We start from the raw sequence: 23,567 nt of genomic DNA, 5'->3' as shown, positions 1-23,567 counted from the left end.
CGCTCGGGCGGCGCACCGCCCCCGGCCGCCGGTCCCGGCCGGGGCGGGCCGGCCGGGACCGGCGGCCGGGTCACCGCCGCGGCTTACGGCCGCGTCCGCGGGCCCTGGCGGTCGAGCACGACCGGGACGCCGCCGGGCCCGCCGAGCGGGGCAGGCCGATGGTGGTCGGAACGAGCCGCGACAGCCCCGTCAGCTCGAAGACCCGCCGTACGGTGCCCTCCTCCGGAATCGCGGCGGACAGGGGAACGCGCAGGGCGGTGCTGCGGCCGTGGGCCCGCACGATGATGTGGACGCCCGCCGAGTCGAGGAACCTCGTGCCGGTCAGGTCCAGGAGCATCTCCGTCACCCCGTTGTTGAGGAGCCGGAGTACGCGCTCCCGGATCGCCGCGGCGTTGACCGCGTCGACCTCTTGCGGGAAATGGACGATGGTCACTCCGGAGACCTGCTCCACCTTGAGATCGACCGTGGACAGATGTCGCATCGAGATTCCACCTCACGGCTGGCCGGGAACGGGGACGACGCCACCAACTGACAGGTTGACCGGCAGTCAGCGCCGTTGTGTCGGGACTAGCCATGTACCCGGTTTGAGGGCAGAAAATCCTCAATAGCCACTGACCTGCGGTTATGTCCGGAGTTCCTCCCGTAGGCGGCTCCCGGTGACTCCGTGATCGCTGTGCGCGGTGGCCTGGCGCTTCTCGTCGACCGCTTTGACCAACTCGTCCTCGTTCATCGTCGAGCGGCCGTGGTGCCGGTCAGCTCCTCCCGGCGACGCTCGGCGAAGGCGGCGCCGAGTTCCTGGAGGCGCTCGGCGGAGACCGCCTCGCGGAGCGCGGGGAGGATGTCGCTCTCCTCCTCCTCGACATGATGCTTGACCGCGTCGATGAACTCCTTGAGCCTCTCCTCGAACTCCCTGCCCTCCGGAGGCATCGCGCGGAGTCGCTCGAGCATGTCCTCGGCCTCGTGGTGCTCCTCGGTCCCGTGCTCCGCCTCGTCCCGTTCCCCGGCGTCCTTCGCCACCACCGGATAGACCCGCTCCTCCTCGGCGCGCGAGTGCGCGGTCAGCAGCGCCGCCACTTTGTCGAGCAGCTCGGGGCGTCGCTCGGTGTCCTTCTGCAGCTCGTCGAACAGCTCCTCCAACGTGCGGTGATCCTGCGTGATGAGTTCGACGACGTCGGCCATGCGCTCTTCCTCTTCGTTTCCGTGCCGGTGAGTGACCCCCTCCTTACCCACCGAGCGCCGCTCAATCCTGCTGCGTCACCGCCCCGTGCCGCCGGGTGAGCGCCGCCGGGTGAGCGCCGCCGGTGTCCGCAGGGGCGGCCCGTGACGTCTCATGCGGCGGCGAGCCCCGGGCGGCGGACGCATGAAACGGCCGTTCACGTGGCACAAGACCCGGCATGGACCTTCTGGGCATCTATCTCAACGATCACCTGGCCGGCGCCACCGCCGGTGTCGAGCTCGCCCGCCGGGGCGCCGGCGCGCACAAGGGAAAGAAGAGCGGGGTGATGTTCCGGCAACTCGCCGAGGAGATCGCCGAGGACCGTGCGGCGCTGTTGCGGATCATGCGGGCCCTCGGCGTGTCGGCGCAGCAGTACAAGGTCTGCGCGGGCTGGATCGCCGAGAAGATCGGGCGGTTGAAGCCGAATGGGCACCTGACCGGCCGGTCGCCGCTGAGCGACCTGCTGGAGCTGGAGATCATGCGGCTCGGCATCGAGGGCAAGGCCTCGGGATGGCGTACGCTCCGGGCGGTCGCCGAGCACGATGACCGGCTGAGCGCCGAGGAGCTCGACGAGCTCCTCGCCCGCGCTCGCCGTCAGGCCGACACCGTGGAGGGACTGCGTACCGAGACCGCCGAGGCGATCTTCGGCCCGTGACGGCCGGGGGTCAGCTCGTCTCGACCGATCGCTGCTGACCCGGATAGCCGGGTAGCTGCTCCGGGAGGCCGACCCGGCGGTCCGGTTCCGCGGCGAGCAGGTCGACGGGCTCGGGCGGTGCGGCCTTGCCGGGAGTGCCGTGGCCAGGAGCCGTGTCGGTCTCCTCGTCGGTGGCCGGGTCCGCGTTGACGCCCTGCTCCTCGACGAGATCCTCGTCGCTGCCGTGTCGCTGGTGATGGGTCATGCCACCCCATTACCCCTGAAATCACCAGACACCCCGGCAACGGCGTTCCAGCCAGCGGAACCCTCTGCCCGGAAGAGGGGCGGGCGCGCGTACGATCGGCGCACAGCCCCCGAGGCCGACCGGGCCGCACCAGGCCCCGTACCGGAAGGACACGCACGCATGGCACAGGAAGTACGCGGAGTCATCGCCCGGGCCAAAGGCGCACCGGTGGAGACGACGACGATCCTCGTGCCCGACCCGGGCCCCGGTGAGGCGGTCGTGAAGGTGCAGGCCTGCGGGGTCTGCCACACGGACCTGCACTACCGCGAAGGCGGGATCAACGACGAGTTCCCGTTCCTGCTCGGCCACGAGGCCGCGGGCATCGTGGAGTCGGTCGGCGCGGGCGTCACCGATGTCGCGCCCGGTGACTTCGTCATCCTCAACTGGCGCGCGGTCTGCGGCCAGTGCCGGGCCTGCCTGCGCGGCCGCCCGTGGTACTGCTTCAACACGCACAACGCCGCGCAGAAGATGACCCTGACCGACGGTACCGAGCTCTCACCCGCCCTGGGCATCGGCGCGTTCGCCGACAAGACCCTGGTCGCCGCGGGCCAGTGCACGAAGGTCGACCCGGCCGCCGCACCGGCCGCGGCGGGGCTGCTCGGCTGTGGCGTGATGGCGGGTCTCGGCGCCGCGATCAACACCGGGGGAGTGGGCCGCGGCGACTCGGTCGCCGTGATCGGCTGCGGCGGCGTGGGGAACGCGGCCGTCGCGGGCGCCCGGCTGGCCGGTGCCGCGAAGATCATCGCCGTGGACCTGGACGACCGGAAGCTCGACCAGGCCAAGAAGCTCGGGGCCACGCACACCGTCAACTCCCGCGACGCGGACGCCGTCGCGGCCATCCGCGACCTGACCGGCGGCTTCGGCGCCGACGTCGTCATCGACGCCGTCGGCCGCCCCGAGACGTACGAGCAGGCCTTCTACGCGCGCGACCTGGCCGGCACGGTCGTCCTCGTCGGCGTCCCGACGCCCGAGATGCGCCTCGAGCTGCCGCTCCTGGACGTGTTCGGGCGCGGCGGCGCGCTGAAGTCCTCCTGGTACGGCGACTGCCTGCCCTCGCGGGACTTCCCGATGCTGATCGACCTGTACCTCCAGGGCCGGCTCGACCTGGACGCCTTCGTCTCCGAGACGATCCCGCTGGACGACGTCGAGGGCGCCTTCGAGCGCATGGGGCGGGGCGACGTCCTGCGTTCGGTGGTGACGCTGTGACCACCGCGCGCCTCGACCACCTCGTCACCTCGGGCACCTTCTCGCTCGACGGCGGCACCTGGGACGTCGACAACAACGTCTGGATCATCGGCGACGACGCCGAGGCCCTGGTCATCGACGCGGCGCACGACGCCGACGCGATCGCCGAGGCGGTCGGCGACCGCCGCCTGGTCGCCATCGTCTGCACCCACGCCCACGACGACCACGTCGACGCGGCCCCGGCCCTGGCCGCCCGCACCGGAGCACCGATCCTGCTGCACCCGGCCGACCGGCCGCTCTGGGATCTCACCCATCCCGACCGCGCGCCCGACGCGGACCTGGCCGACGGGGAGACGATCCGGGTCGCCGACGTCGAGCTGACCGTCCTGCACACGCCGGGCCACAGCCCCGGCGCGGTCTGCCTGCACGCCCCGGCCCTGGGCGCGGTGTTCTCCGGCGACACCCTGTTCCAGGGCGGCCCGGGCGCGACCGGCCGGTCGTTCTCCGACTTCCCGACCATCATCGACTCGATCCGCGGCCGTCTGCTGACCCTGTCGCCGGAGACGGTCGTCCACACCGGTCACGGCGACGACACGACGATCGGCGCGGAGTCCCCGCACCTGGAGGAGTGGATCGCCCGCGGCCACTGACCGCGATGCTCAGCCGACCTGCTCGGCGAAGCGCTCGTTCCGGTAGGGCTCCAGCTCCGGCAGCCGGACCTCCTCCAGCAGCTCCCGGGCCGCGAGTTCGGCGAGGCGCGCGGCGAGGGTGACGCCGCTGTGCGTCACCACGACGTACAGGCCGGGGGCGGCTCCGACCGCCCCCACCACCGGCATCCCGTCGGCCGGCATCGGCCGCACGCACACCCGGTACTCCTGGACGCGTGCCTCGCGGAGGCTCGGCACGACGAGCCGGGCCCGGTCCAGGAGGGTGTCCGCCAGCTCCCGCTGAACGGCGTCGGGCGTGTGAAGGTCGGCCGTGACGTCCCCGGCCTCCAGGTGCACCGTGTCCGGGCCGTGCGGGCGCAGGTGCACGCGGGGCGTGTGCAGGACCCGCGTCGGCGGGTGCTCGACCGGGCCGACCCGCACCACGAACCCCGGCGCTGTCGAGCCCGGCGGCTCCGGATCGACCAGCGGGACGCGGAGCCCCGCCATCGCGGCGACCCGTGAGGTCCAGCGCCCGGCGCAGCAGACGACGACGTCGGCGGGAACGGGTTCACCCGCGGCGGTGCGCACCGCCGCGACCCGCCCGCCGGAGCGCTCGATTTCGGTGACCCGCCCGGCGTCGCCGGTGCGCACCCGGGCCCCGTGCCGGCGGGCTCGCGCCACCAGCCGCTCCACCAGCGGCTCGGTCAGCAGGTAGCCCTCCTCCGGGAACCAGGCGAGGGACAGGTCCTGCGCCGGCGCGTCCGGCAGACGTAGCGTGGGTTCGATCCCGGCCGCCTCGTCCCGGTCGACCAGGCGTGCCGCGTACCCCCACGCGCGCGCCCGGGCCACCGTGGCCTCGACCTGCTCCCGTCGCGCGGCGTCGGCGACCTGCAGGTTCCCGACCGGCCGGTGCCAGGCGGCGCCGTCCAGTTCCGCGGCCAGCCGCGCCCAGGCGCGCATGCCGTCGGCGTTGAGCCGGTGGTAGGCCTCCGGAGTCTTGGCGGCGGCGTTGAGCCAGGCGAGGCTCCACCTGCTGGTCGCCCGGCCGGGCCGGTCCTGCTCCAGGAGGGTCACCGAAGCCCCCTCCCCGGCCAGCCGATCCGCCAGGGCCGCTCCCACGATCCCGCCGCCGATCACCGCGTACCGAAGCATGCTCCACCCGCTCCCCTCCTCCGACACCGTCCCCGACCTCCAGCCGTCATACCTCGCCCGCCGGGGCGGGCCTGCGTCTACGTCGCCCCGAACATCGTCCTCCGGGTCGCGGTCCGTGTCGCTGGTCGCCTGCGTGTTAGTGCGCCGGGTGGGCGCCGTCGAGGCCGTATGACCGCCGAACCCCCGCCGGTGTCATCGTGACCTGTGAGGTCGCGAGCCGGCCTGCCGAGGCGGCGGCGGAATCTGGTGATTGTCGCAAGCGTTGCAGCGCGGGTCAGCAGTAGTCGTTTGAAGGGCTCTTCGTGCGCGCCATACAGATCGACCGGTTCGGCACACCCGACGTTCTCACCCTCGTCGAGGCCCCCGATCCTGAACCGGGACCCGGGGAGGTATTGATCCGGACCGTTGCGACCAGCATCAATCCCGTTGACGACAAGACGCGGGAGGGAGCCATCGGCGAGGGAACGCCACCGCTGCCGATGACGCTCGGTTGGGACCTGGCCGGCATCGTGGTCGACGGCGGCAGCAGCGGCCTGCGCGCCGGGGAACGCGTCATCGCGATGTCGCATCAACTCGGCTCCACTCGGGGTACCTGGTCCGATCTGGTCGCGCTTCCGGCGCAGGCGGTAGCCGTCGCGCCGCAGGCGGTCAGCCTGATCGAGGCCGCCACCCTGCCACTTCCCGGCCTGACGGCCTGGCAGACGCTGGACTGGCTCGCGGTGGCCGCCGGAGAGCGGCTGCTGATCGCCGGCGCCGCCGGTGCGGTCGGAGGATTGGCACTGCAGATCGCCCGAGCACGAGGAGTCAAAGTCGACGCCCTGGTCTCCCGGGACGCGCAGGCCACCTTCGCCTACGACCGCGGCGCCGACCTCGTCACCACTGACCACCGCACTCTTCAGGACCGCGGCTATGACGCGGTCTTCGACACCTTCGGGGCCTTCGTGACCGAGGCGGTGGCCGACGGTGGCCGGTACGCGTCGATCGCCACCCAGGCCGGCCCGGCCCCCGACCTGTCCGCACGCGGTGTCCGCACCACCGTCAACCAGGTGCGCGAGGACGGCGCGGGACTGAACGAGCTCACCAAGCTCGTAGACCGCGGCTCACTGCGGCTGCGTGTGCACTCCACCTTCGGCCTCCACGAAATCCAGGCCGCACACGAACGCTTCCGCCAAGGCGGCCTGGCCGGAAAGATCACCGTGACCTTCTGAGGCACGCCCTTGATCGTTCGCGGAATGGTACGACGCCGGCTCTTCGCCACCACTCCACGGTCGGCCGGCGCGAAACCGCTTCCTGTCACGATCCGCACCGCCCGGGTCCGCCGCCTCTTCGCCCACATGACACCCATCTTCGTGATCCGGGCTCCGAGGTTCTACTTCAGTGGATATGCGAGCCCTTTGACTCGCGACTCGGCCGCGACACCTACGGTGCCGGACGCATTGCCAGGTCGTCGATCTGGAACGCGGGCCCGGTTTGGCTCGCGTTCCACGTAAAGGTCCAGTCGACGCGGGTGGCGCCCGCTGGTGCGGTGAACGTGCCGGCCGCCTCGGTCCAGGTGGTCTCCCGGGCCAGGGTCACCGGGTCGGTACGCAGCACGGTGCCGGACTCATCGCGCCAGCGCACGTTCCACGTGACGGCCGGCATGGTGGCCACGGCCTCCTTGTACCACAGCGACGCCCGATAGCTCGTGCCGGCGACCACACCCGTGTAGCCGGGGTAGTTGTCGAGCTGGATCGCGCTTCCGGACGCCTGGTCGGTCGTCATCTGCAGCGAACCCGAGCCGCCGTGTGCGTCACCGGTCTGGTGAGTGACGCTCGCGCTGTACCACGGCGTGTACGGAGAAACGGAGCTGGACTCGAAGTCCTGCTCGACGATGGCCGGCGGAGTGGGCGTCACGCCATCGAACGTGCTGCCGGCGTCCTGTCCGTACTGCGGCGCGACCCATAGCGCGGGCGAGATCAGATTGCCCATGTCGGTGACCTTGAACTGCCACGGCCCGGTGTAGGTGTTGTCGTGCCAGGAATTGTTCGACTCGTGGACGATCGACTTCTGGATCACGTCGCCCTTGTACGGAGACCAGTCCGGGTACGTACCCCAGTTGGACAGCAGGCCCATGTGCCCGCAGTACTGGGTCGGGCAGCCGCCATTCACCTCGGCGGGGTCGAAGTCGAAGGTGTTGTGGTGGACGTCGACGTTCTTCGTCCACCATCGGCAGTCGGTGTAGAGCGGTTCGTCGGCGATGGCGGGCGCGGAGCACTGTGAGGTGTTGCTCGGACCGACGATCGACGTGCAGTCGCCGGTCGTCGAGGCCGGGCTGTTGCAGAAGCGGTCGGCGTTCGCCCAGGCGGTGATTCCGCCCCAATTGTTGTCCAGCAGGTTGCCGGTGACCTCGATCTTGCCGGTGCGTGCGGGCAGGCGCGGCTCACCGTCGGCCTCGGACAGGTAGATCGCGCCGACCGGGAACGGGTCGCCCTTCGCCGCCTTTTCGGAACCGGCGGGCCAGGCGTTGTCACGCAGGGTGTTGTTCCGGATCACCACGTTGTAGCTGATCTCGTAGAAGATCGCATGCGAGTCGTTGCTCTCGATGAGGTTGCCCTCGATGAGAAAGTCGTTGTCGTTGGTGTCGGCCCATATCCCTGGCCCATGGTTGCCGTGGATCCAGTTGCCGGTCACGTCGGCGCCGTTCACCGCCCAGAACTTCATCCCGCCGGTGCATCCGCACCCGGGCTGCTGGTGCTCCCAGTCGTCGGTGTTGTTGCCGGTGAACTCGTTGCCGTCCACGACCAGGTCGGTGATGGTGTTGCCGGTCTTGTAGGCGTTCAGGCCGTACTGACCGTTGTCCTTCAGGCAGTTACCGCGGATCTCGTTCTTGGCGCCGGCCATCAGCCCCGCGCCGGTGTTGTCGCGGATCGTGTTGTGTTCCACGACCCAGCCGTCGCCGGAGTCGTGGTTGACCACGCCCTGATCGTGCGGCGCGGTGAAACCGGTGATCGTCAGGTATCGGATCGTGACGCCGGTCGCCTGCTGGGTGAACGCGTAGTGGTTCAGCTTCTGCCCGTCCAGCACCGCGCCGGGCGCGCCGAGGAACGTCGAACCGTTACCGGGCATGATTTGGGCGTACGGGTCGGTGCCCAGCGTGTGCGTACCGGCTTGGAAGTAGTACGTGGTGTTCGCCAGCCGGAAGTCCACGCCGCTGTTGTCACCTGCCGGGACCACGACCGCGCCGGCGGGCGCGGTCGCCGGACCGTTCAACGACGAGCTGCCACAGACCGCGGCGGGTGGCGTCGTCGGATAGGTCGCGGATTCGGCCGCGGCGGCCTTCGCCGGCGTCGCGCCGGCCACCGTCAGAATCGTCGCTGCGAAGGCCGCCCATGCGGCAGCCCTGTTTCTGCCCATCCCTGCTCCTCTTCGATTCTGACCAGCCCCTACGATCGGAGCTCGCTCGTCAGACCCCCGAAGATGATCTTGGCGAAGATGATCATAGGGGTTGCCGCAGCCGGGGGAGCGGGCCTGCGTTCACCTGGCCCCGAACATCGTCCTGCGGGACGGCGGGCCGGTGTTGGTCTCCGGGTCGCCGTCCGTGTCGCTGGTCGCCTGCGTGCTGCAGAACGTGGTGAACCTGCTGGACTTCGGTATGACGATCGAGGAGTCCGTGCGGGCGCCGCGGTTCGGCGCCCGCCCGCATTCGCCCGAGCGCGGCTGGGAGCCGGGCAACCTGCTGGAGGCCGGCTTCGCGCCCGAGGTGCTGCGGGAGTTCCTCGCCTGGGCGGGCCGGGAACGGCTGTGGACCCACGCCGAGTAGGCGCCCTCGAAGCCGCGTGACCGCGTGAAAATTGCGTCTTGAGGATGATCCTAGCCTTGCATCGCACTAGGTCAGGAATGGCCGTTTGTCCGCAGGAGAACGGCTCGGCCGCTCTTCAGTTCCGTAGGGCCCGGATCAGTCGGTGAGTTTCCGATCAACCGCGAGTAGGTACGCCACCGGCGAAGTTCGACGCGCTTCTCGGTAACCCTTGTACTTTCCTGCTAGGTAGGGAACGATTGTGACGCCTATCGAAGCCCCGGCGACAGTCAGGTGACCGCTCGCGGCCGCGAGTCCTCCGAGGAACGTCCCTGCTGCGGCTTGGGCGTCGAACTTCAGCCCAAGACTTCCCACTACAGAGTCAATACCGAAAGTTCGCAACGCCCGCCGCAGATCATCCAGTTGAGGCTTGGTGCTCTTTTGAAAGATTGATTGTAGATGTGCCTGCGCGATGTCCAAGTTCTCCACCTCGGCGATCTCGAGCAACTCATCCGCGAGCCCCGCGACATGCTCGTGAAAGGCCGCTAGTTCAGCTGCGTGATCATTGCGAAACCTTATGATCTTCTGGACCGGAATGTGTGTCAGCTGTTTAGGTACGATCACCGCGTTCAATGCCAGGTGAATGTAGGCTTCGCGCGGATTCTGCAGCGCACTTGCTTTGTGGTCATCGTTGAGCATTAGCTCAGCCAATCGATCCACCGCACCGACCGCATGATGAACGCGTACGTCATCGGTAACGGGTGAGATCCGGTTATGGCGCGCGATCGCGTCTGCTAGAGCGGCGAGGTAAATTGACGCCAGCTTTGGTCGCATGCCCAGCCAGGATCCCTGATGGTAAACCGCCATTCCACGCATCAACAACTGCTCTTGAAGGACGTAAGCAACCTTGGGGCCCGCCGGACCGCAATAGATCCACGTCAGATCGTTCCGTGGCGAACGGGGACGCTGGCTGACGGGAGGCTCGTAAGCGGCATACTCTTTGGCCCAGTCTGCCTGATCATGACGGAATCGCGTGGCGATTTGGTCGCCGGCTATCTCGAAGATTTCCATGAATGCGGCGTTCACTTCTTCGAGGTCGCGGTGGCTCGGCGTGATCTCTTTGAGGAAGTTCGTTTCTTGTATGACCTGGCGGACCGTGTCGCTATCCCGGTCGTCGACGTCACGCGCCCGTACCCGTGCCATGGAGTCCCATGTCAGCAGCGCTAGCTTAAGCCAACCCTCATCCTGGAAGTGCATCCACGGGTAGTACAGCGTATTCGTCGACATGTTCTTCATTATCATCGTCGATGGACGCGGCCGCACCTACTATGCGCAAGTTCGCATCCTTCTGCCGGGGTCAACGACATGAACGCGACATCATCTGCCGAAAGTCGGCGTGGAAGCCGGCGACCTCATCAGCGTCATAGAAGTACCGCTCGCGGTCACGGCAACCACCCCTCGCCCGCGTTCGGCTTCGCGGTGACACTGCCGCCGTTGTGGTCACGTTGACGGGGCGATGACCGATTCGTCGGGTCTGGTACGTCGCTGGCGGCGTCAATGATGGTTCCGGTTCATTCCGGACACCAACCACTGTCGCTCTTGCATTCCCCGGCGACTATCGCGGTGATCTTCCCTTTCTCGTCGAGCCAGACCCGGGTGCTCGAGCCCTTCGGTCCGATGCCGTACGAGACCAGTGGCTCGCCGCCCTTCGGTGGTCGCCGGTACTCCCAGTCCCAGACCTCTCCCTTGACACCGGCCTCCTTGGCGATGGTCGCCTTGCGGGTGACGGCCATCGTCGGATCGAAGCCGCGCGGATCGAACAGTTCGCTCCGGCTGAACAACTTGTCCTGGACGATGTCGGCCTGCGCCGCCTCCTTCTGACGCCGGACGATGCGCACCGGTGCACGGCAGCCGGCGACATTGGCGTCCATATGGACGAAACCGTTGAAGGAACCGACCCGTTCGGCCGCGCGGCCGTAGACGGCAACCATCTCGGCGACGGCCGACTTGACTCCGGCCACCTTATCGGGATCACAATGGGGAACGGTCCCTGTCCCGTCCAGCTTGAGCCCCACCTCGTCCGTGTTCACGAGTGCCGTCACCTGGACTCTCCCGACGTAGTCGACTTTGAAGGTGATGTCGTGAGCCTCCCCTCGCAGGACATTGAGGTAGGCCTGTAGGTGTTCCAGCGGCAGTTCGTCGATACGGGCCGACGCCGGTGATGTGAACTCGGATTTCGCGTCGTAGTCACCCTTCTTCCAGCTGTGGTTGTAGGTGAATGTCTGCACGCTGCCATCGACCATCAGAAGGTCGGCGTTCAGCGTCCTGTCGAACCGCGGATCGGTGGACACCTCCACCGATTGAAAGGTCTCCCGCCCGACTTCCTTCGCCAGGCCCCGCAGGGCGCCGACGACCTCTTCACCGATGGGCGCGCTGGGGTCTGTGCTGGGGGAGCCGAGACTCTTTCCGGGAGAGCCGGCATGTGTACTGGGGGAACCGGCACGGCCGCATGAGGTTGTCGCCAGGCCGAACGCAAAGGCGGCCGAACCGAACAAGACACTGCGTCGAGTCAAAGGCATGCGGGCAACACTAGGCGGTGCTGAAGGACCCGCACCGCTCATGGCGGCAACCACGCACAATGACCACATGCGGCCGATCGTCGGAGTTGGTCGGAGCAGATCAGGAAAAACGGAGTCGTCGGTTTCGCTCGCCACGATTTTGAATAGGCACCGAAACACGCCCAGCTCCTTCCGAAGCAATGGGTTTTGAACAGCGCCGGCGAGACGCTCAGCTTTGCGTCGGGGGCGTTGGCGCCGTGACGCGGGTGCCGGTGACGACGAGGACGAGGCAGATCAGGGCCGCGGCGGCCACCGCGGTCAGCATGACCGGGTAGGAGAGCCAGGTCGACAGGGTGGCCAGGACGGTCGGCAGCAGGAAGCCCGCGTAGGCGAGCGTGTAGTAGACGCCCGTGAGGCCGGCCAGGTCGTCCGCGCCGGCCATGCGCTGGATGTCCAGCAGCCCGGAGACCACCGCGACGCCGTAGCCGGCGCCAAGGATCGCCGCGGTGACGGCTGCGAGCCAGGGCGACAGCAGCACCGCGTTCGCCGCGCACAGCGTCGCGCCGAGGACCATCACCGTCATCGCCGCCACGGGAGCCCGCCCGGTGCGGTTCCTCGCTCCGCCCTGCAGTCTCTTGGCCACGGGCTGCGCGGCCGCGCCCATGCCCAGGGTCAGCACGGTGAGCCCGGTCGCGTACGCGAGTCCCCAGTGCCCCACGCGCGAGCCGACGAGCTGCGGCATGACCGCGTACGCCAGTCCGGCCGCGCCGAACACCCACGGTGCCATCGGCAGCACCACCAGCCGGAACCGCCTGCGGGCCGGTGCGGGGACGCGAAGGTCGGCCACCAAGCCCGCGAGAAGCCCTCGGAGCGAACCCGTTGCGTCCGGGAGCGGCGGCCGGGTCTCCGGCACCCGCAGGAGCAGCGCGGGGATCGCCACGGTGAGGAGAATGTGGGCGGCGTACGGGGTCACCATGGGCCACGGACCCCACTGGGCGACCACGCCCGCGACACCCGCGCCGAGTCCGAATCCCGCCGTCTGGCACAGTGCGGCGCGGCGTGCGGCCAGTCCACTGTCCGACTCGGTCGACAGCTCCTTCACCCAACTGCTGCCCACCGCCATGGCGATGCCGACCGCGACGCCGGTGATCAGCCGGCCCGCGTAGATGGCCCAGGCGCTCTGGCCGCCGAAGCAGAGCACCAGGCTCGCGACGGCCGAGGCGACGGTGCCGGCCACGAGCACGGGGCGTCGCCCGCGCCGGTCCGAGACCGGCCCGGCCAGCAGGAGTCCCGGCACGAGCCCGACGACGTACGCGCCGAGGAAGGCGTCGACGCTGAGCGCGGAGTAGCCGCCCAGCCGGCGGTACATCAGCAGGAGCGGGGTGAACTGGTTGCCGCCCCAGCCACAGACGAACATCGCCGCGGCGACGATCCGCCAGGAGTCCGGCCGGGACGCGGTGGCAGACGGTCGGGCGGCTTGCCGGCTTTCGAGCATGGGGAAGACAGACTTTCGCGTACTGGGTGATGGGTACGGTGAGGGCGCGCGTGACCGTCGGGGGTTTCAGTCGGCGTCGCGGACGGCCGGGTGCGGCCGGCCGTGCGTCGCGGTGAGATGACCGAGCAGGGTCGAGGCGAAGGCCGTGCTGTCGCCGGCACGGAGGAGCTCCAGCAGGGCCTCATGCTCGTCGGCGAGCAGGGACAGCCGCTCCGGCCGCGGGCGCAGGGCGAAGATGCTCATCCGCCGCTGACGGTCTCCCAGAGTGGCGTAGAAACGGCCGGCCAGCCGGTTTCCGGACGCTTCGACGATGCACCGGTGAAACGATTCGTCCGCGTCGGCGAATCCGTCGACGTCCGCCACCTCGGCGAGAGCGCGCTGACGCGCCAGCAGGCCCCGCATCTTCCCGTGATGCTCGTCCGGTAGGCCGGTACGTGCGATGCGCTCCGCCGCGGACCGCTCGAGCGCCAGGCGCAGCTCCAGCACGTCCGCCGCCTCTCCCGGCGGCACCGGCACGACAACCGCGCCGCGCTTGGGATGAAGCGCCAGCAGTTCCTCCGACTCCAGCCGCAGGAAGGCCTCCCGTACCGGGGTCCTGCTCACGGACACCCGCTCGGCGATCTCTCCCTCACTGATGAGGCTGCCGCCCGGTAGCTCACCGGACAGGATCAGCTCCTTGGTCACCGTGTACGCGGTGTGAGCGGCGGACGGACGCTTCGCGGGGCCGGACATACGAGAAGGGTAGCACCATGGATGCAAGCTTGTATCTATCCGAGTAAGTGCGACTGACCTGCGAGAACATCGCGCCGAACAATCCACCAAACCAACAATCGAAAGATCAACGCGGAACCCTGTTCCGGCGGTCCTCTCCGGTTGAACCTGTGGGTGTCCGACCCCGGGTGGAGCGCGATCCGCGCTCCTGGAGAGGAGACCCCATGGCCGTTCGAAGCGCGCGCACCGTGCCGGCCGTCCAAACGTCCTCCTGGCGGAAGGCGTTCCTGGCCGCCCTCACCGCAGCCCTGGCCTCGACCGGCGGGATCGCACGATCCATCGCCTGCGGCTGAGCCCCCCATCGGCCTGGACCCCGCCCGGTGCGCGTCCCGCACCGGGCGGGCCCGGCACGAACGCACCGACCCCGATCCCTGTCGGCCGCTCCGCGCCCACCGCCGAGCGGCCGTCGATTCCCCCGATGAGGAGGCCTCTCATGTCCGGACCGTCCCCTGGCGCATCGCGTCGACTCGGCATCCGCCTCATGCTCGCTCTCGCGCTCCTGGTCGCCGTCGCCTCGACGGTGGTGCCCACCGCCCGCGGCACCACGACGCCGACCACCGCCGATCCACTCTTCGGCGTCAACATGTCGTTCTTCGGCCCCGGCGACGCGATGGTCACCCGGCCGGCCACCCGTGAGCTGTTCCGCTCCTGGGGCGTGCCGATCGTACGGGTGCCGCTGCGCGATCGTTTCTCGAAGAACGGCGCGCCGGTCGGTGACGACCAGCTGCTGTCGGCCATGCGCGCCGTACGGGACATCGGTGCGACACCGATGCTGATCCTGCGCGGGCCCGGCTCCGGCCGGACCGCCGACGACGTGAAGAAGACCGACCTGCACCTGCTCGACCTGATCCACCAGGTGTTCGGCGACGGCACCGCCCACCTGGAGTTCGGAAACGAGCCGGATCTGCCCGGCACCGACGTACCGGCCGCCGACTACACGGTGGCCTGGAACACGGTCGTGCCGGCTCTGAAGAGCCGCTATCCGAAGGCCGCGTACCGCTACGTCGGGCCGGCCTCCTGGCGGGTCGACCACGACTACGTGAAGTACATCGGCGCCTTCGTCGCCGGCGCGATGCCCGAGCCGGACTTCCTGTCCTGGCACGAGTACGTCTGCGGCACCGCCGGGGACTCCGGCTGGAAACAGACCTGCGAGGGCCATCTCGCCAACTGGCAGACGCACGTCACCGATGTCGAGATGACCGTCCAAGGGAAGATCGGCAAGCAACTGCCGTACTTCATCACCGAGTGGAACGCCGACTCCAGCGCCGCCGGCCCCGTCTATACGGCGGGGAACGCCGACTACCTCGCGTCGTGGACGACCAAGGCGATCGACCGGATGCGCGGCCTCCGTCCCGCGCCGGCCGGAGCGATGATCTACACCGCCACCGACCACGGAGGATTCGGCCTGGTCACGGGCGCCGGCCAGGTCACCGCCCAGGGCCGGGCGTTCCACCAGGCGATGACGAACTCGTCGACGGTGACGCGGCCGAAGGCCGAGCCGCCGTCGCAGCCCGCATCGCCCATACCGGGCACCGAGCCGCCATCCGGCACGCAGTCCGGCACGGATCCGTCGTCCGGCCAGGACTCCTCCTCCGGCACGGACTCGCCCCCGGCGTCACCGCCCGCCGGGACCCCGTCGCCCGCGGAGAACTCGTCCGCCGCCACTCCGGACGTTCCCAAGGCCACCGGGAACCAGTACTACGTCGCCCCCGACGGCGACGACGCGAAGGGAGACGGCACGCGGGCCCACCCGTGGGCCACGATCCAGCACGCCGCGGACCGGCTGACGGTGGGCGGCACCGGAGCCACGGTGCACGTCGCCGACGGCACCTACGCCGAGTCCGTCAGCACCACGAAGAGCGGGCACGCGGGCGGATACCTGACGTTCGAGGCCGAGCACCCGGGGAAGGCGGTCATCGCCCCGAAGACCTCCGCCTTCCCTTTCGAGAGCAGAGGGGACTACGTACGCGTCACCGGGTTCGACATCAGCGGTGCGGGAGGCGCGTGGAGCGGCGTCCTCATCTGGGGCCGGCACAACGTGATCCAGCGAAACCACGTGCACGACGTGCTGACGCACCTCGCGTCGAAGGACTGTGACGGCAGCCCCGGCGGGCAGGCCATCGGCGACGACGCGTCGGCCTCCGACAACGCCTTCCTCGGCAACCGTGTCGACCACGTCGGCCCCTATCCGACCGCCTGCGAGTACGTCCACGGCATCTACCCGTCCGGCGGCGCGGACGTCGTCCAGAACAACATCGTGTCGCAGACGTCGGGCAGCGGCATCCGCTTCAACCACAACGCGAAGGGTGCCACGATCGCGAACAACCTGTCGTTCGCCAACGCGAACCACGGGATCTACATCACGGGCGGCGACTCGACCGCGGACCACTTCGTGATCACGAACAACATCGTGCGCGACAACGCGATGTACGGCATCAACGTGCGCGATGACGCGAACGGCCCGCACAACCAGTACCGGAACAACCTCTTCTTCGACAACCACAAGGGCAGGTACGGGCTCGACAACAGCAAGGAGTTCACGCCGCCGAACACCTCCGGAACGCTCGACGCCGATCCCCGCCTCGTGCGTTACACGGCGGACGGCACGGGCGACTACCACCTGACGGCGGCCAGCCCCTGCGTCGACGCCGGAACCACGACGGGCGCACCGGCCGACGACCTCGACGGCGTCGCCCGCCCCGTCGGCCGTGGCGTCGACATCGGACCGTACGAGTTCACCCGCTGACATCGTGCGCGGCCTCTGCGCCGCCGGCCCACGAACCGGCGGCGCGGGCTGTGTGGATCCGCTGGTCGTTCGAAGACCGGATCGTCCACGCAGACGGCCTCGGCACCGGTCAGGACAGCCGCCGCCTGATGTGCTCATACAGATCGGGGATCGTGCCAAAGCGGGCCCAAACGAGCTGGAGTGCGCAGGGCCGCTGATCCAGCCTGCGCAAGGTGATCTCCACGGGTCCGGCGTCGGGGGCGTGTTCGGGGAGCCTGGCCCGGTCCCCGAGGGAGATCTTCTCTCCCGCACCCATGACGAACGGCGGCAGCCGTACTCCCGTCACCACCATCGTGACCTGTACCGATGCACCAGTGCACCCACTGGCCCTCAGCTTGCCGGAGAGGGCCCGGACCGGCATGTGCATATTGCCGATGCGGTGGCTTGGGCCGAAGGTCGTGTGGGTGGCCGAGCGGGCGGGCAGCGTCCAGGTGATCACGGAATGGTCTGTGCAGATTGGGTGGTCTCCCGGTTTTCTATCCGGGTCACACATCGTCCCGCTCACCGCGGCGGGTCGATCGCCAGAGCGATATTCCAGATCGCTGAACCCCCCCGGCATCACCATCATGATGGCGGGGGCAACGACCACGATGATCAACAGTCCGATGAAAAAGAGGAGTTCCATTGTTGGGAAAACCATGTCCGCCCAGGGCCGCCGCCGCGTCGTGCCATCGGCGTCCGAGTCGTCCGGCTGCTCGGACGATCGAGTGGCTCCGCTCAACTGCTCCATCAGGCGAACGTGCCGGAAGCGGTACGCCGAACCGCCCATGCGCAGCACACCGAGCCGGTGGGCGTCCTCGACGAAGGTCCAGAGCCGCCAGGGCAGCCTACGGGTCAGGCCGTACCATCCGTGCGACACCATGTAGGAACCCCAGTTCGAGCCGAGCAGGATCGTGCCACCGAATCCCAGCCCGGCCACGATCCCGGGATACACCGCAGCCCCCAGCGGGACGCGCACCATGGCATGCAGCCAGAAGGTCACGCTCACGGAGACCGACACGGCGCCGAGGGCACTCGCTCCCAGGGTCACGATCGCGAGCCGGCGCAGCGCGGACCTCGGATCACCGGACGAGCCGGAACCGTCCCACCATGGACCGTGGAACGCGGCGATGGTGATCACCACACCGGCGGGGACAAGGCTCAGCAATCCCGCGTCACGTCCGAACAACATCGAGAAGAACCAGCAGAAGGCGCCCCCACAGGCCAGGAGGAATGGCGAGAGTATGAACGGGAAGAACACCTGCCTCCAGGTGAAGTCGACCGTGTCCCGCTCGTGCATCTGGCGGGCGATGAATTCCAGCCATCGGCCGGCCTGGCGAGGCCCGTAGCGGCGCCGGGCGTTCTCCGCGTACACGGTCGGTATGTAGATCTTCAGCAGGTGACTCTCGATCGCCTCCGCGGTGCCGAACTCGGTCTCGTCCAGGAGCTCGCCCGGATCCTTGCCCTCCGCCCGGTAGGCCGTACGCGCCAGATACAGCATCAGCGGGTTGGACAGAGCATGGCGCAGCGGTGAGTCCGGTTCGCGCTGCAGCCGTTCGCAGACCGGCCTCCAGCGGTCGTTCTGCGGCGGGGACGACGCACGCAGGAAGGCCTCCGCGATATCGGCCGCCACCGGCTCCAGCTCCACCACGGCGGCGCGGGTGAGGTACTGGCCGCTGGCGAGCACGGTGCGTTCATACTCGGTGCCGCGGCACGTCACCAGCAGCGGCACGCCGTCCGCCACGTCCGTGTCGATGGCCTCGATGGCGCGTGCGCGCAGCGACGCCGGAAGCTCGTCCAGGCCGTCGAGCACCGGCATGATCCGGCCCTGCCCGATCAGCCGCAGCGCCATGCCGCTGCCGTGGTCGGCCGCGAGATCGGGACAAAGCGCCAGGATGCGCTCGGCCATCCAGGCGCGCAATCCGATCTCCGGCCGCCAGGACGACAACGGCAGCAGCACCGGCACCGGCTCTCCCGATCCAAGGTCGCGCGCCAGGTCGCGGGCGAGAAGCAGCGCCAGCACGCTCTTGCCCGATCCGGGCGCGCCCAGCACCACGAGCTGCCGCCGTGGCAGGCCACGGACGAACTCGGCGATCTGGTTGACGTCGTCGTCCGGCCGTGTCTGCTGTCGGGTGACCACCGTCTCAGGGCCCTGGACGGGCCGGCCGGTGGGCGACCACCGTACGGCGATCGGGTGTGGCCGGCTGAGCTGCTGGCGCCCTACCTCGGTCTCCAGGTCGGATCGGACCCTCGCCGCCAGCAGGGCCGCCGCGGTGTCCAGTTCCGTTTCCAGCGTCACGTTGACGACCTGGTGGACGTCCCCGCCCACATGCACGTCGCTGACCGTCTGGTGGACGTGAACCGGCCGTCGGTTACGCGGCATCGCCATTCGTGCCCTGCGACTGATCCAGGTCGCGGGCTATCTCGGAGTCGATCACGGACTGCTCACCCACGCCGGACATCCGCTGGCGCACACCACCTCCGACCTTGGTCCGGCTGACCCGCTGCCTGACGGGAGGACGGTCGGAACTCCGCAGTAACACCTCCAGGCCACCGCCGACCACGACGAGCGCGATCGTGGGAGCCAACCATCGCGCGGCCCAGTGCTGGGTGAACATCCCGGTGGTCACGTTCACTGCGGCGGCCATCGCGACGCCGGCCCCTCCGGCAAGCCAGTGCTTAAGGCGCGAAACCACCTAAATGCTCCCCCTAAAGGCCTCTATATCGGGACGATCGATGGAACCTATTGCAGCAGGGCGGACGTGCGTCCGCCACGCTGTTCGGAAAGTGTGGCCCAGGCGGCAGTGGTTCTGCCGCTCGCAGACGTGCTCGCGGACGTCGCGTCGGCGGCCGGCTAGCCGGACTGTGTCAGCCAGCCGGTGGCGCTCCAGGTCAGGCGGTCTTCGCGCCTGCCGGTGAGGCGGATGTACGCGAGCTGGTCGCTCATGGTGTTGATCAGGCAGAAGGCCGCCCCGACCTTGAGGCTGGGGTAGCTGACGGACCCGCCGATCGGATCGCGGTCGACGGCGTCCTGGCATGCGCCGGCGTCCGCCGGACCGGTGCTCGGCGCCATCTCGACGCTGGCGTACCGAAGCCTGAGTTCTGGATCGCTGACCGTGAAGTACTGCAGGTCGGACCCGTCCGTCTCGACGGTGTCCGTAGTGACCTTGGGGCCCTTGTCGGTGAAGTACACCCCGGAAATGCCCCCGTGGCCGGGGAGGGAGAACGAGACGTCCTTGTACTCCGGAACGAACCGCCCGCCGTAAGGCGTGGGAGACGATGACGGCGGTGTGGGCCGTCCCGCGGTGCCCGGCGTCTGGGCGGCGGCTTGGCCGGCCGGTGGGCCCTGGGTCTTCGTCGCGTTACGGGAGTGCACTTTCGGCAGCGTGACCAGAGTGATCACGCCGACGGCGAAGACCGCGATCCCGACGGCGGCCGCGATCAGTACCGGCCTGCCCGGCGTGCCCTCCCGTCGGAGCGTGCCGAGGGTCGCGTCGGGAGCGATCGGCGCAGCCGGGCGGGAGGCGGACGCGGGGACGGAGGGCGCGGTCGCCGTCTGGTCGTCGTCCGGCGCTGTGGTGGATCGGGGCGGAGGGGCCTGCGGCGGTGTGTCCGGACGGTACCCCGCCAAGGTGATGGCGATCGGGGAGGGCAGCCAGGAGCCCGCCTCCAACCGCTCCTCCGGCGCGAACGCGCGGGCCTGTTCGATGACCTCGGCGGTGGCCGGACGGCGGACCGGGTCCTTGGCCAGGCACCGGGTCAGCAGCGGACGCAGATCCGGCGGGCAGGCGTGCACTTCCGGGTCCTCGTGGACGATCCGGTACGCCAGGGCGGCCGCGTTGCCATCGCCGAACGCGCTCTCTCCGGTGGCGGCGTAGTAGGCGGTGAGCGCGAGGGCGAACACATCGGCGGCCGGGGTGACCTCGCGTCCCGCGACCTGCTCGGGAGCCATGAACGCGGGAGTGCCGATCATCAGACCGGAGCGGGTCAGGGTGCTCGCGTCCGCGGCGCGCGCGATACCGAAGTCGATGACCCGGGGGCCGTCCTCGGCGAGCAGGACGTTCCCGGGCTTGAAATCCCGGTGCACCAGGCCGGCCGCATGCACACTGGCCAGTGCCTCGGCACAGCCGGCGAGCAGCCGCGCGACGACCGGTTGCGGCAGCCGGCCGTGCCGCAGGACCGTCTCCTGCAACGTCGGTCCGGCGATGTAGGCGGTGGCGAGCCAGGGGCGCGCCGCGTCCGCGTCGGCGTCCAGTACCGGAGCGGTCCATGGGCCGTGCACCTGTTGCGCGACCTCGACCTCCCGGCGGAACCGGCGGCGGAACTCGGGATCGTCGGCCAACTCGGGCCGGACCACCTTCACCGCGACCGCTCGTCCGCCGGGGCTGAACGAGAGGTAGACCTGTCCCATCCCACCGCCGCCGAGGCGAGCGTGCAGTACGTACCCGGCGACGGTGCGCGGATCGTCGAGGTCGAGGGGCGCGAATCTGGGCAAGACGTCCACTCTCCTGAGCTTTTCGGAAGCGCCTGACCTGCCCTTCGTACCGCGCTGATTGTCCATTCGCCGGTCCGTGGACAATTCAGCCGCGAAGTTGTCCACGAGTGGTCGGCTTCAGCCTGCCCGCTCCGCCTGGTCGCGCAGGCCGGCGATGTCCTTGTCCAGCAGCGACGAGTACGACCGCCGGGATGAGTCCCCGCCCAAGTGATAGCCGCCGAGGACGCCGATGACCTTGCCCTGCCGCTTCACCGGGTCGTACTTCCAGAGCCAGGGGCTGCCGCTCGTGCCGCCGGTGAATCCGTCGCAGTCGAAGGCGAGTTGGTACTTGAAGCGGTGGATCGCCGTCGTGTCGCACTGGACCGCCCGGTCGTTCGACGACGTTCCGCTCGCCGGGTACCCGACGACGTGCACGGTCTCGGGAAGCGCCGTGTTCGGGGTCAGGCGGTTCGACCCGGTGAGGTCCGCGACGTTCTTTCCGCTCGTCGGGTCCTTGGCGAGGGTCACGAACCCGAAATCGAGGTCCGGATCGGCGCGCGCCTTCCAACCGCTGTGCACGAGGAGGGACTTGGCGGCCCAGACGCCGTAGGGCGCGTTGCCCGCGTCGTACTGCGGGACGAAGGCGACCTTGTCCCGGTAGTAGCCCGTCTTGGTGCTCGAGTTGTAACTGTAGATGCAATGCGCGGCGGTGAGGGCGAGGTTGTGCTTCGTGCTGTAGACGACACTCGCGGTGCAGTAATGGTCGCCCGTTTTACTATGCGAGAACAGCCTGCCCACCGTGGGAATCCCGGTGAACGTCGCCGCGCGCGGAATCGCGGTGCTGGTCTGGAACGGCGCCTGTGACGGCTTTCGCCGGTCCAGCGGAGTGGCTGCCTTCATTCGCGCGGCCGTCCAGTAGGACGCGGTTTCCCGGGTGCCACCGGCCGACACGTTCTGAGCCACCGCCGTCGCCGACGAGTGGCCTCCGCTCCGGAATGCGAGGCCGCAGCCGATCGCGACGACCGTGCAGGCCGACACGGTGAGGACGATTCTTCTATTGGTGTGCAATTCGAGTCTCTGCGGTTGGGGGGGAGAGGCTCGGCCGCAGCGGGGGTCAGCAGGAAACGGCGGGCCGATGCGATGACGCTCGGCAGTTATAGCGCACTTTGCCGTCTTGGCGATTCCTTGATCATCTCTTGACCGTCGGGAGCGCCCCTCGCCGTTCCGTCAGGCGTCGTACTCCAGCTTGAACTCGGCGATCACGAGGTCCAGCGGCCGGTCGGCGTTGTGGGCGACGCGCAGCCCGAGCGGCACGTCCGGATGCACGAAGATCGCCCAGGTCTTCGCGAAGCACTGCATCCCTGGCGAGGACGGCCGGTGCTCCGTGCAGGTGGTGTCCGCCGTTCCGAGGGGGTCGCGGACGAACTGGTCGCGGAACTCCGTCGCCGCGCCGCCGGACGCGGTCTCCCACTGGATCATCGCGTAGAGACGGCCCCACGCCTCATGCGCCGGCCAGATCAGCCCGCTCGCCGCATCGGACGGGAAGGGATGGTCGGCGCCGTTCCGCGTCAGCGCGTGCATGTTGTCGGCGTCGTACGACTCGGCCGCTCCGTACGGAAAGCGGACGACGTGGTACGAGTCGCCGGCCGGGACGGACTGCGGGCCGCCGTCACGGTCGGCGTCGAACTTCAACGAGCACACATGAACGGTCATGGCTCCTCCAGACGTACCGCCGATATCCGAAGTCGGCATGATCGCGGGGGAGTGCCGCCGGGTCAACCGGCGAAGGGCGTCCCGAAGCCGCCTCAGGCCACGATGGGCGCGGCCAGGTTCTGCTTGACGTTCCGGCTCACCTCGTCGGCGATGATCTCCGCGGCGTCCTCGGCGAGCCCGTCGAGCGCGACCTCGGCGATCGCCGCCGGATCGGACTTCGGAGCCGTGATGTTCGAGGTCATGTCGGTGTCCATATAACCGACGTGCAGTCCCGCGACGTGGATCCCCTTGGGGCGCAGCTCCTGGCGCACCGCGTTGGTCATCGCCCACTCGGCGGCCTTGGCCGCGGAGTACGCGCCGGTGGACGGGGCGTGCCACCAGGAGAGCACGGACAGGACGTTCAGGATGGCGCCTCCGCCGTTGGCCTCGATGATCGGCGCGAACGCCCGGGTCACGGCCAGCGTGCCGAGATAGTGCGTCTCCATCTCGCGCCTGACGTCCTGGAGGTCGCCGTCGAGCAGGGACGTTCCGGTCGAGATGCCGGCGTTGTTGATCAGCAGTGTCGCGTCCGTCGCCACGCGGGCCGCCTCCCGTATCGACGCCGGATCGGTGATGTCCAGCCGCAACGGCACGGCGCCGGGCACGTCCACCGTCTCGGGCCGCCGGGCGGCGGCGTAGACCTTGGCCCCGCGCTCGATGAGCCGGCCGACCAGCTCCCGGCCGAACCCCCGGTTTCCCCCGGTCACCACCGCGACCGAACCCTCGATCTTCATGGTCTTCTCCTTCCAGGTCGTTCTCCGATGCGATAAATATGACCGGTCGTCTTAGCTGTGTCAAACGCGTCCCACCTCGGTTGACAGGCGCGAGACGACCGGCCAT

The 23,567-nt window shown here is 69.2% G+C and carries 22 protein-coding genes; 7 read left to right on the top strand and 15 right to left on the bottom strand.

Features of this window, described 5'->3' with window-relative positions:
• Positions 1-70: 70 nt before the first annotated feature.
• Positions 71-481 carry an STAS domain-containing protein gene (locus ABD978_RS33350; protein WP_345363640.1) on the bottom strand — a complete coding sequence of 137 codons (411 nt, stop codon included), beginning with the start codon at positions 479-481 and terminating at the stop codon, positions 71-73.
• Positions 482-726: 245 nt separating this feature from the next.
• A complete protein-coding gene (locus tag ABD978_RS33345; protein ID WP_345363638.1) occupies positions 727-1,179 on the bottom strand; it encodes a hemerythrin domain-containing protein in 453 nt (150 codons plus the stop codon).
• Positions 1,180-1,394: 215 nt separating this feature from the next.
• Between ABD978_RS33345 and ABD978_RS33340 the strand changes: the two genes are divergently transcribed.
• The gene (locus ABD978_RS33340; RefSeq protein ID WP_345363636.1) at positions 1,395-1,871 is read left to right on the top strand and encodes a hypothetical protein; all 477 of its coding nucleotides are present in this window, start codon (positions 1,395-1,397) and stop codon (positions 1,869-1,871) included.
• Positions 1,872-1,881: 10 nt separating this feature from the next.
• Here ABD978_RS33340 and ABD978_RS33335 read toward each other — a convergent pair whose 3' ends face one another.
• Positions 1,882-2,115: a hypothetical protein gene (locus ABD978_RS33335; protein ID WP_345363634.1), complete on the bottom strand. Its 234-nt coding sequence runs from the start codon at positions 2,113-2,115 to the stop codon at positions 1,882-1,884.
• Positions 2,116-2,274: 159 nt separating this feature from the next.
• Here ABD978_RS33335 and ABD978_RS33330 point away from each other — a divergent pair, with 159 nt between their 5' ends.
• On the top strand, positions 2,275-3,360 hold the full coding sequence (locus ABD978_RS33330) for an S-(hydroxymethyl)mycothiol dehydrogenase (protein ID WP_345363632.1): 1,086 nt from the start codon (positions 2,275-2,277) through the stop codon (positions 3,358-3,360).
• The gene (locus ABD978_RS33325; RefSeq protein ID WP_345363631.1) at positions 3,357-3,989 is read left to right on the top strand and encodes an MBL fold metallo-hydrolase; all 633 of its coding nucleotides are present in this window, start codon (positions 3,357-3,359) and stop codon (positions 3,987-3,989) included. Before ABD978_RS33330 ends, ABD978_RS33325 begins: the two co-directional genes overlap by 4 nt.
• 9 nt (positions 3,990-3,998) lie before the next feature.
• On the opposite strand, the gene ABD978_RS33320 is transcribed toward ABD978_RS33325, so the two are convergent.
• Positions 3,999-5,138, bottom strand: a complete 1,140-nt coding sequence (locus ABD978_RS33320; RefSeq protein WP_345363629.1) for an NAD(P)/FAD-dependent oxidoreductase — start codon at positions 5,136-5,138, stop codon at positions 3,999-4,001.
• A 302-nt stretch (positions 5,139-5,440) separates the two neighbouring features.
• Here ABD978_RS33320 and ABD978_RS33315 point away from each other — a divergent pair, with 302 nt between their 5' ends.
• Positions 5,441-6,346: an NADP-dependent oxidoreductase gene (locus ABD978_RS33315; RefSeq protein WP_345363627.1), complete on the top strand. Its 906-nt coding sequence runs from the start codon at positions 5,441-5,443 to the stop codon at positions 6,344-6,346.
• Between the two features lie 211 nt (positions 6,347-6,557).
• Here ABD978_RS33315 and ABD978_RS33310 read toward each other — a convergent pair whose 3' ends face one another.
• Entirely contained in the window at positions 6,558-8,531 is a 1,974-nt protein-coding gene (locus tag ABD978_RS33310; protein WP_345363625.1) for a right-handed parallel beta-helix repeat-containing protein, read from the bottom strand.
• Between the two features lie 91 nt (positions 8,532-8,622).
• On the opposite strand from ABD978_RS33310, the gene ABD978_RS33305 reads away from it, so the two are divergent.
• Entirely contained in the window at positions 8,623-8,937 is a 315-nt protein-coding gene (locus ABD978_RS33305; RefSeq protein WP_345363623.1) for a gamma-glutamyltransferase, read from the top strand.
• 135 nt (positions 8,938-9,072) lie between these two features.
• On the opposite strand, the gene ABD978_RS33300 is transcribed toward ABD978_RS33305, so the two are convergent.
• From ABD978_RS33300 to ABD978_RS33285, 4 genes are all read right to left on the bottom strand, one after another.
• Positions 9,073-10,200, bottom strand: a complete 1,128-nt coding sequence (locus ABD978_RS33300) for a DUF6236 family protein (RefSeq protein WP_345363621.1) — start codon at positions 10,198-10,200, stop codon at positions 9,073-9,075.
• Between the two features lie 284 nt (positions 10,201-10,484).
• Positions 10,485-11,492 carry a hypothetical protein gene (locus ABD978_RS33295; RefSeq protein ID WP_345363619.1) on the bottom strand — a complete coding sequence of 336 codons (1,008 nt, stop codon included), beginning with the start codon at positions 11,490-11,492 and terminating at the stop codon, positions 10,485-10,487.
• 208 nt (positions 11,493-11,700) lie between these two features.
• Entirely contained in the window at positions 11,701-12,966 is a 1,266-nt protein-coding gene (locus tag ABD978_RS33290; RefSeq protein ID WP_345363617.1) for an MFS transporter, read from the bottom strand.
• Positions 12,967-13,032: 66 nt separating this feature from the next.
• Complete coding sequence (locus ABD978_RS33285; RefSeq protein WP_345363615.1) at positions 13,033-13,698, bottom strand: GntR family transcriptional regulator; 666 nt, start codon at positions 13,696-13,698, stop codon at positions 13,033-13,035.
• A gap of 203 nt (positions 13,699-13,901) precedes the next feature.
• On the opposite strand from ABD978_RS33285, the gene ABD978_RS33280 reads away from it, so the two are divergent.
• Both ABD978_RS33280 and ABD978_RS33275 read left to right on the top strand, forming a co-directional pair.
• Positions 13,902-14,030: a hypothetical protein gene (locus ABD978_RS33280; RefSeq protein WP_345363613.1), complete on the top strand. Its 129-nt coding sequence runs from the start codon at positions 13,902-13,904 to the stop codon at positions 14,028-14,030.
• 188 nt (positions 14,031-14,218) lie between these two features.
• Entirely contained in the window at positions 14,219-16,483 is a 2,265-nt protein-coding gene (locus ABD978_RS33275; RefSeq protein WP_345363611.1) for a choice-of-anchor Q domain-containing protein, read from the top strand.
• Between the two features lie 109 nt (positions 16,484-16,592).
• On the opposite strand, the gene ABD978_RS33270 is transcribed toward ABD978_RS33275, so the two are convergent.
• From ABD978_RS33270 to ABD978_RS33245, 6 genes are all read right to left on the bottom strand, one after another.
• Complete coding sequence (locus ABD978_RS33270) at positions 16,593-18,641, bottom strand: NACHT domain-containing protein (RefSeq protein ID WP_345363609.1); 2,049 nt, start codon at positions 18,639-18,641, stop codon at positions 16,593-16,595.
• 232 nt (positions 18,642-18,873) lie between these two features.
• Positions 18,874-19,149 carry a hypothetical protein gene (locus ABD978_RS33265; protein WP_345363607.1) on the bottom strand — a complete coding sequence of 92 codons (276 nt, stop codon included), beginning with the start codon at positions 19,147-19,149 and terminating at the stop codon, positions 18,874-18,876.
• Between the two features lie 206 nt (positions 19,150-19,355).
• Positions 19,356-20,996 carry a serine/threonine-protein kinase gene (locus tag ABD978_RS33260; protein ID WP_345363605.1) on the bottom strand — a complete coding sequence of 547 codons (1,641 nt, stop codon included), beginning with the start codon at positions 20,994-20,996 and terminating at the stop codon, positions 19,356-19,358.
• Positions 20,997-21,113: 117 nt separating this feature from the next.
• The gene (locus tag ABD978_RS33255) at positions 21,114-21,875 is read right to left on the bottom strand and encodes a trypsin-like serine peptidase (RefSeq protein WP_345363603.1); all 762 of its coding nucleotides are present in this window, start codon (positions 21,873-21,875) and stop codon (positions 21,114-21,116) included.
• A 327-nt stretch (positions 21,876-22,202) separates the two neighbouring features.
• Positions 22,203-22,688 carry a hypothetical protein gene (locus tag ABD978_RS33250; protein ID WP_345363601.1) on the bottom strand — a complete coding sequence of 162 codons (486 nt, stop codon included), beginning with the start codon at positions 22,686-22,688 and terminating at the stop codon, positions 22,203-22,205.
• 92 nt (positions 22,689-22,780) lie between these two features.
• Complete coding sequence (locus ABD978_RS33245; RefSeq protein WP_345363599.1) at positions 22,781-23,461, bottom strand: SDR family oxidoreductase; 681 nt, start codon at positions 23,459-23,461, stop codon at positions 22,781-22,783.
• Positions 23,462-23,567 lie beyond the last annotated feature (106 nt).

It is taken from the genome of Actinoallomurus liliacearum (genome assembly GCF_039542035.1).
In the GTDB taxonomy this organism is placed as follows: Bacteria; Actinomycetota; Actinomycetes; order Streptosporangiales; family Streptosporangiaceae; genus Actinoallomurus; species Actinoallomurus liliacearum.
Note: the sequence above shows the minus strand (reverse complement) of the source record. Positions and strands in the feature narration are given on the sequence as shown.

Bases quoted from the DNA above. Each gene is read 5' to 3' on its own strand.
- ABD978_RS33290 (WP_345363617.1), bottom strand. From the start codon at position 12,966: ATGCTCGAAAGCCGGCAAGCCGCCCGACCGTCTGCCACCGCGTCCCGG.
- ABD978_RS33255 (WP_345363603.1), bottom strand. From the start codon at position 21,875: ATGAAGGCAGCCACTCCGCTGGACCGGCGAAAGCCGTCACAGGCGCCG.
- ABD978_RS33340 (WP_345363636.1), top strand. From the start codon at position 1,395: ATGGACCTTCTGGGCATCTATCTCAACGATCACCTGGCCGGCGCCACC.
- ABD978_RS33300 (WP_345363621.1), bottom strand. From the start codon at position 10,200: ATGTCGACGAATACGCTGTACTACCCGTGGATGCACTTCCAGGATGAG.
- ABD978_RS33265 (WP_345363607.1), bottom strand. From the start codon at position 19,149: ATGGCCGCCGCAGTGAACGTGACCACCGGGATGTTCACCCAGCACTGG.
- ABD978_RS33310 (WP_345363625.1), bottom strand. From the start codon at position 8,531: ATGGGCAGAAACAGGGCTGCCGCATGGGCGGCCTTCGCAGCGACGATT.
- ABD978_RS33250 (WP_345363601.1), bottom strand. From the start codon at position 22,688: ATGACCGTTCATGTGTGCTCGTTGAAGTTCGACGCCGACCGTGACGGC.
- ABD978_RS33330 (WP_345363632.1), top strand. From the start codon at position 2,275: ATGGCACAGGAAGTACGCGGAGTCATCGCCCGGGCCAAAGGCGCACCG.
- ABD978_RS33320 (WP_345363629.1), bottom strand. From the start codon at position 5,138: ATGCTTCGGTACGCGGTGATCGGCGGCGGGATCGTGGGAGCGGCCCTG.
- ABD978_RS33335 (WP_345363634.1), bottom strand. From the start codon at position 2,115: ATGACCCATCACCAGCGACACGGCAGCGACGAGGATCTCGTCGAGGAG.
- ABD978_RS33245 (WP_345363599.1), bottom strand. From the start codon at position 23,461: ATGAAGATCGAGGGTTCGGTCGCGGTGGTGACCGGGGGAAACCGGGGG.
- ABD978_RS33350 (WP_345363640.1), bottom strand. From the start codon at position 481: ATGCGACATCTGTCCACGGTCGATCTCAAGGTGGAGCAGGTCTCCGGA.
- ABD978_RS33285 (WP_345363615.1), bottom strand. From the start codon at position 13,698: ATGTCCGGCCCCGCGAAGCGTCCGTCCGCCGCTCACACCGCGTACACG.
- ABD978_RS33280 (WP_345363613.1), top strand. From the start codon at position 13,902: ATGGCCGTTCGAAGCGCGCGCACCGTGCCGGCCGTCCAAACGTCCTCC.
- ABD978_RS33275 (WP_345363611.1), top strand. From the start codon at position 14,219: ATGCTCGCTCTCGCGCTCCTGGTCGCCGTCGCCTCGACGGTGGTGCCC.
- ABD978_RS33295 (WP_345363619.1), bottom strand. From the start codon at position 11,492: ATGCCTTTGACTCGACGCAGTGTCTTGTTCGGTTCGGCCGCCTTTGCG.
- ABD978_RS33345 (WP_345363638.1), bottom strand. From the start codon at position 1,179: ATGGCCGACGTCGTCGAACTCATCACGCAGGATCACCGCACGTTGGAG.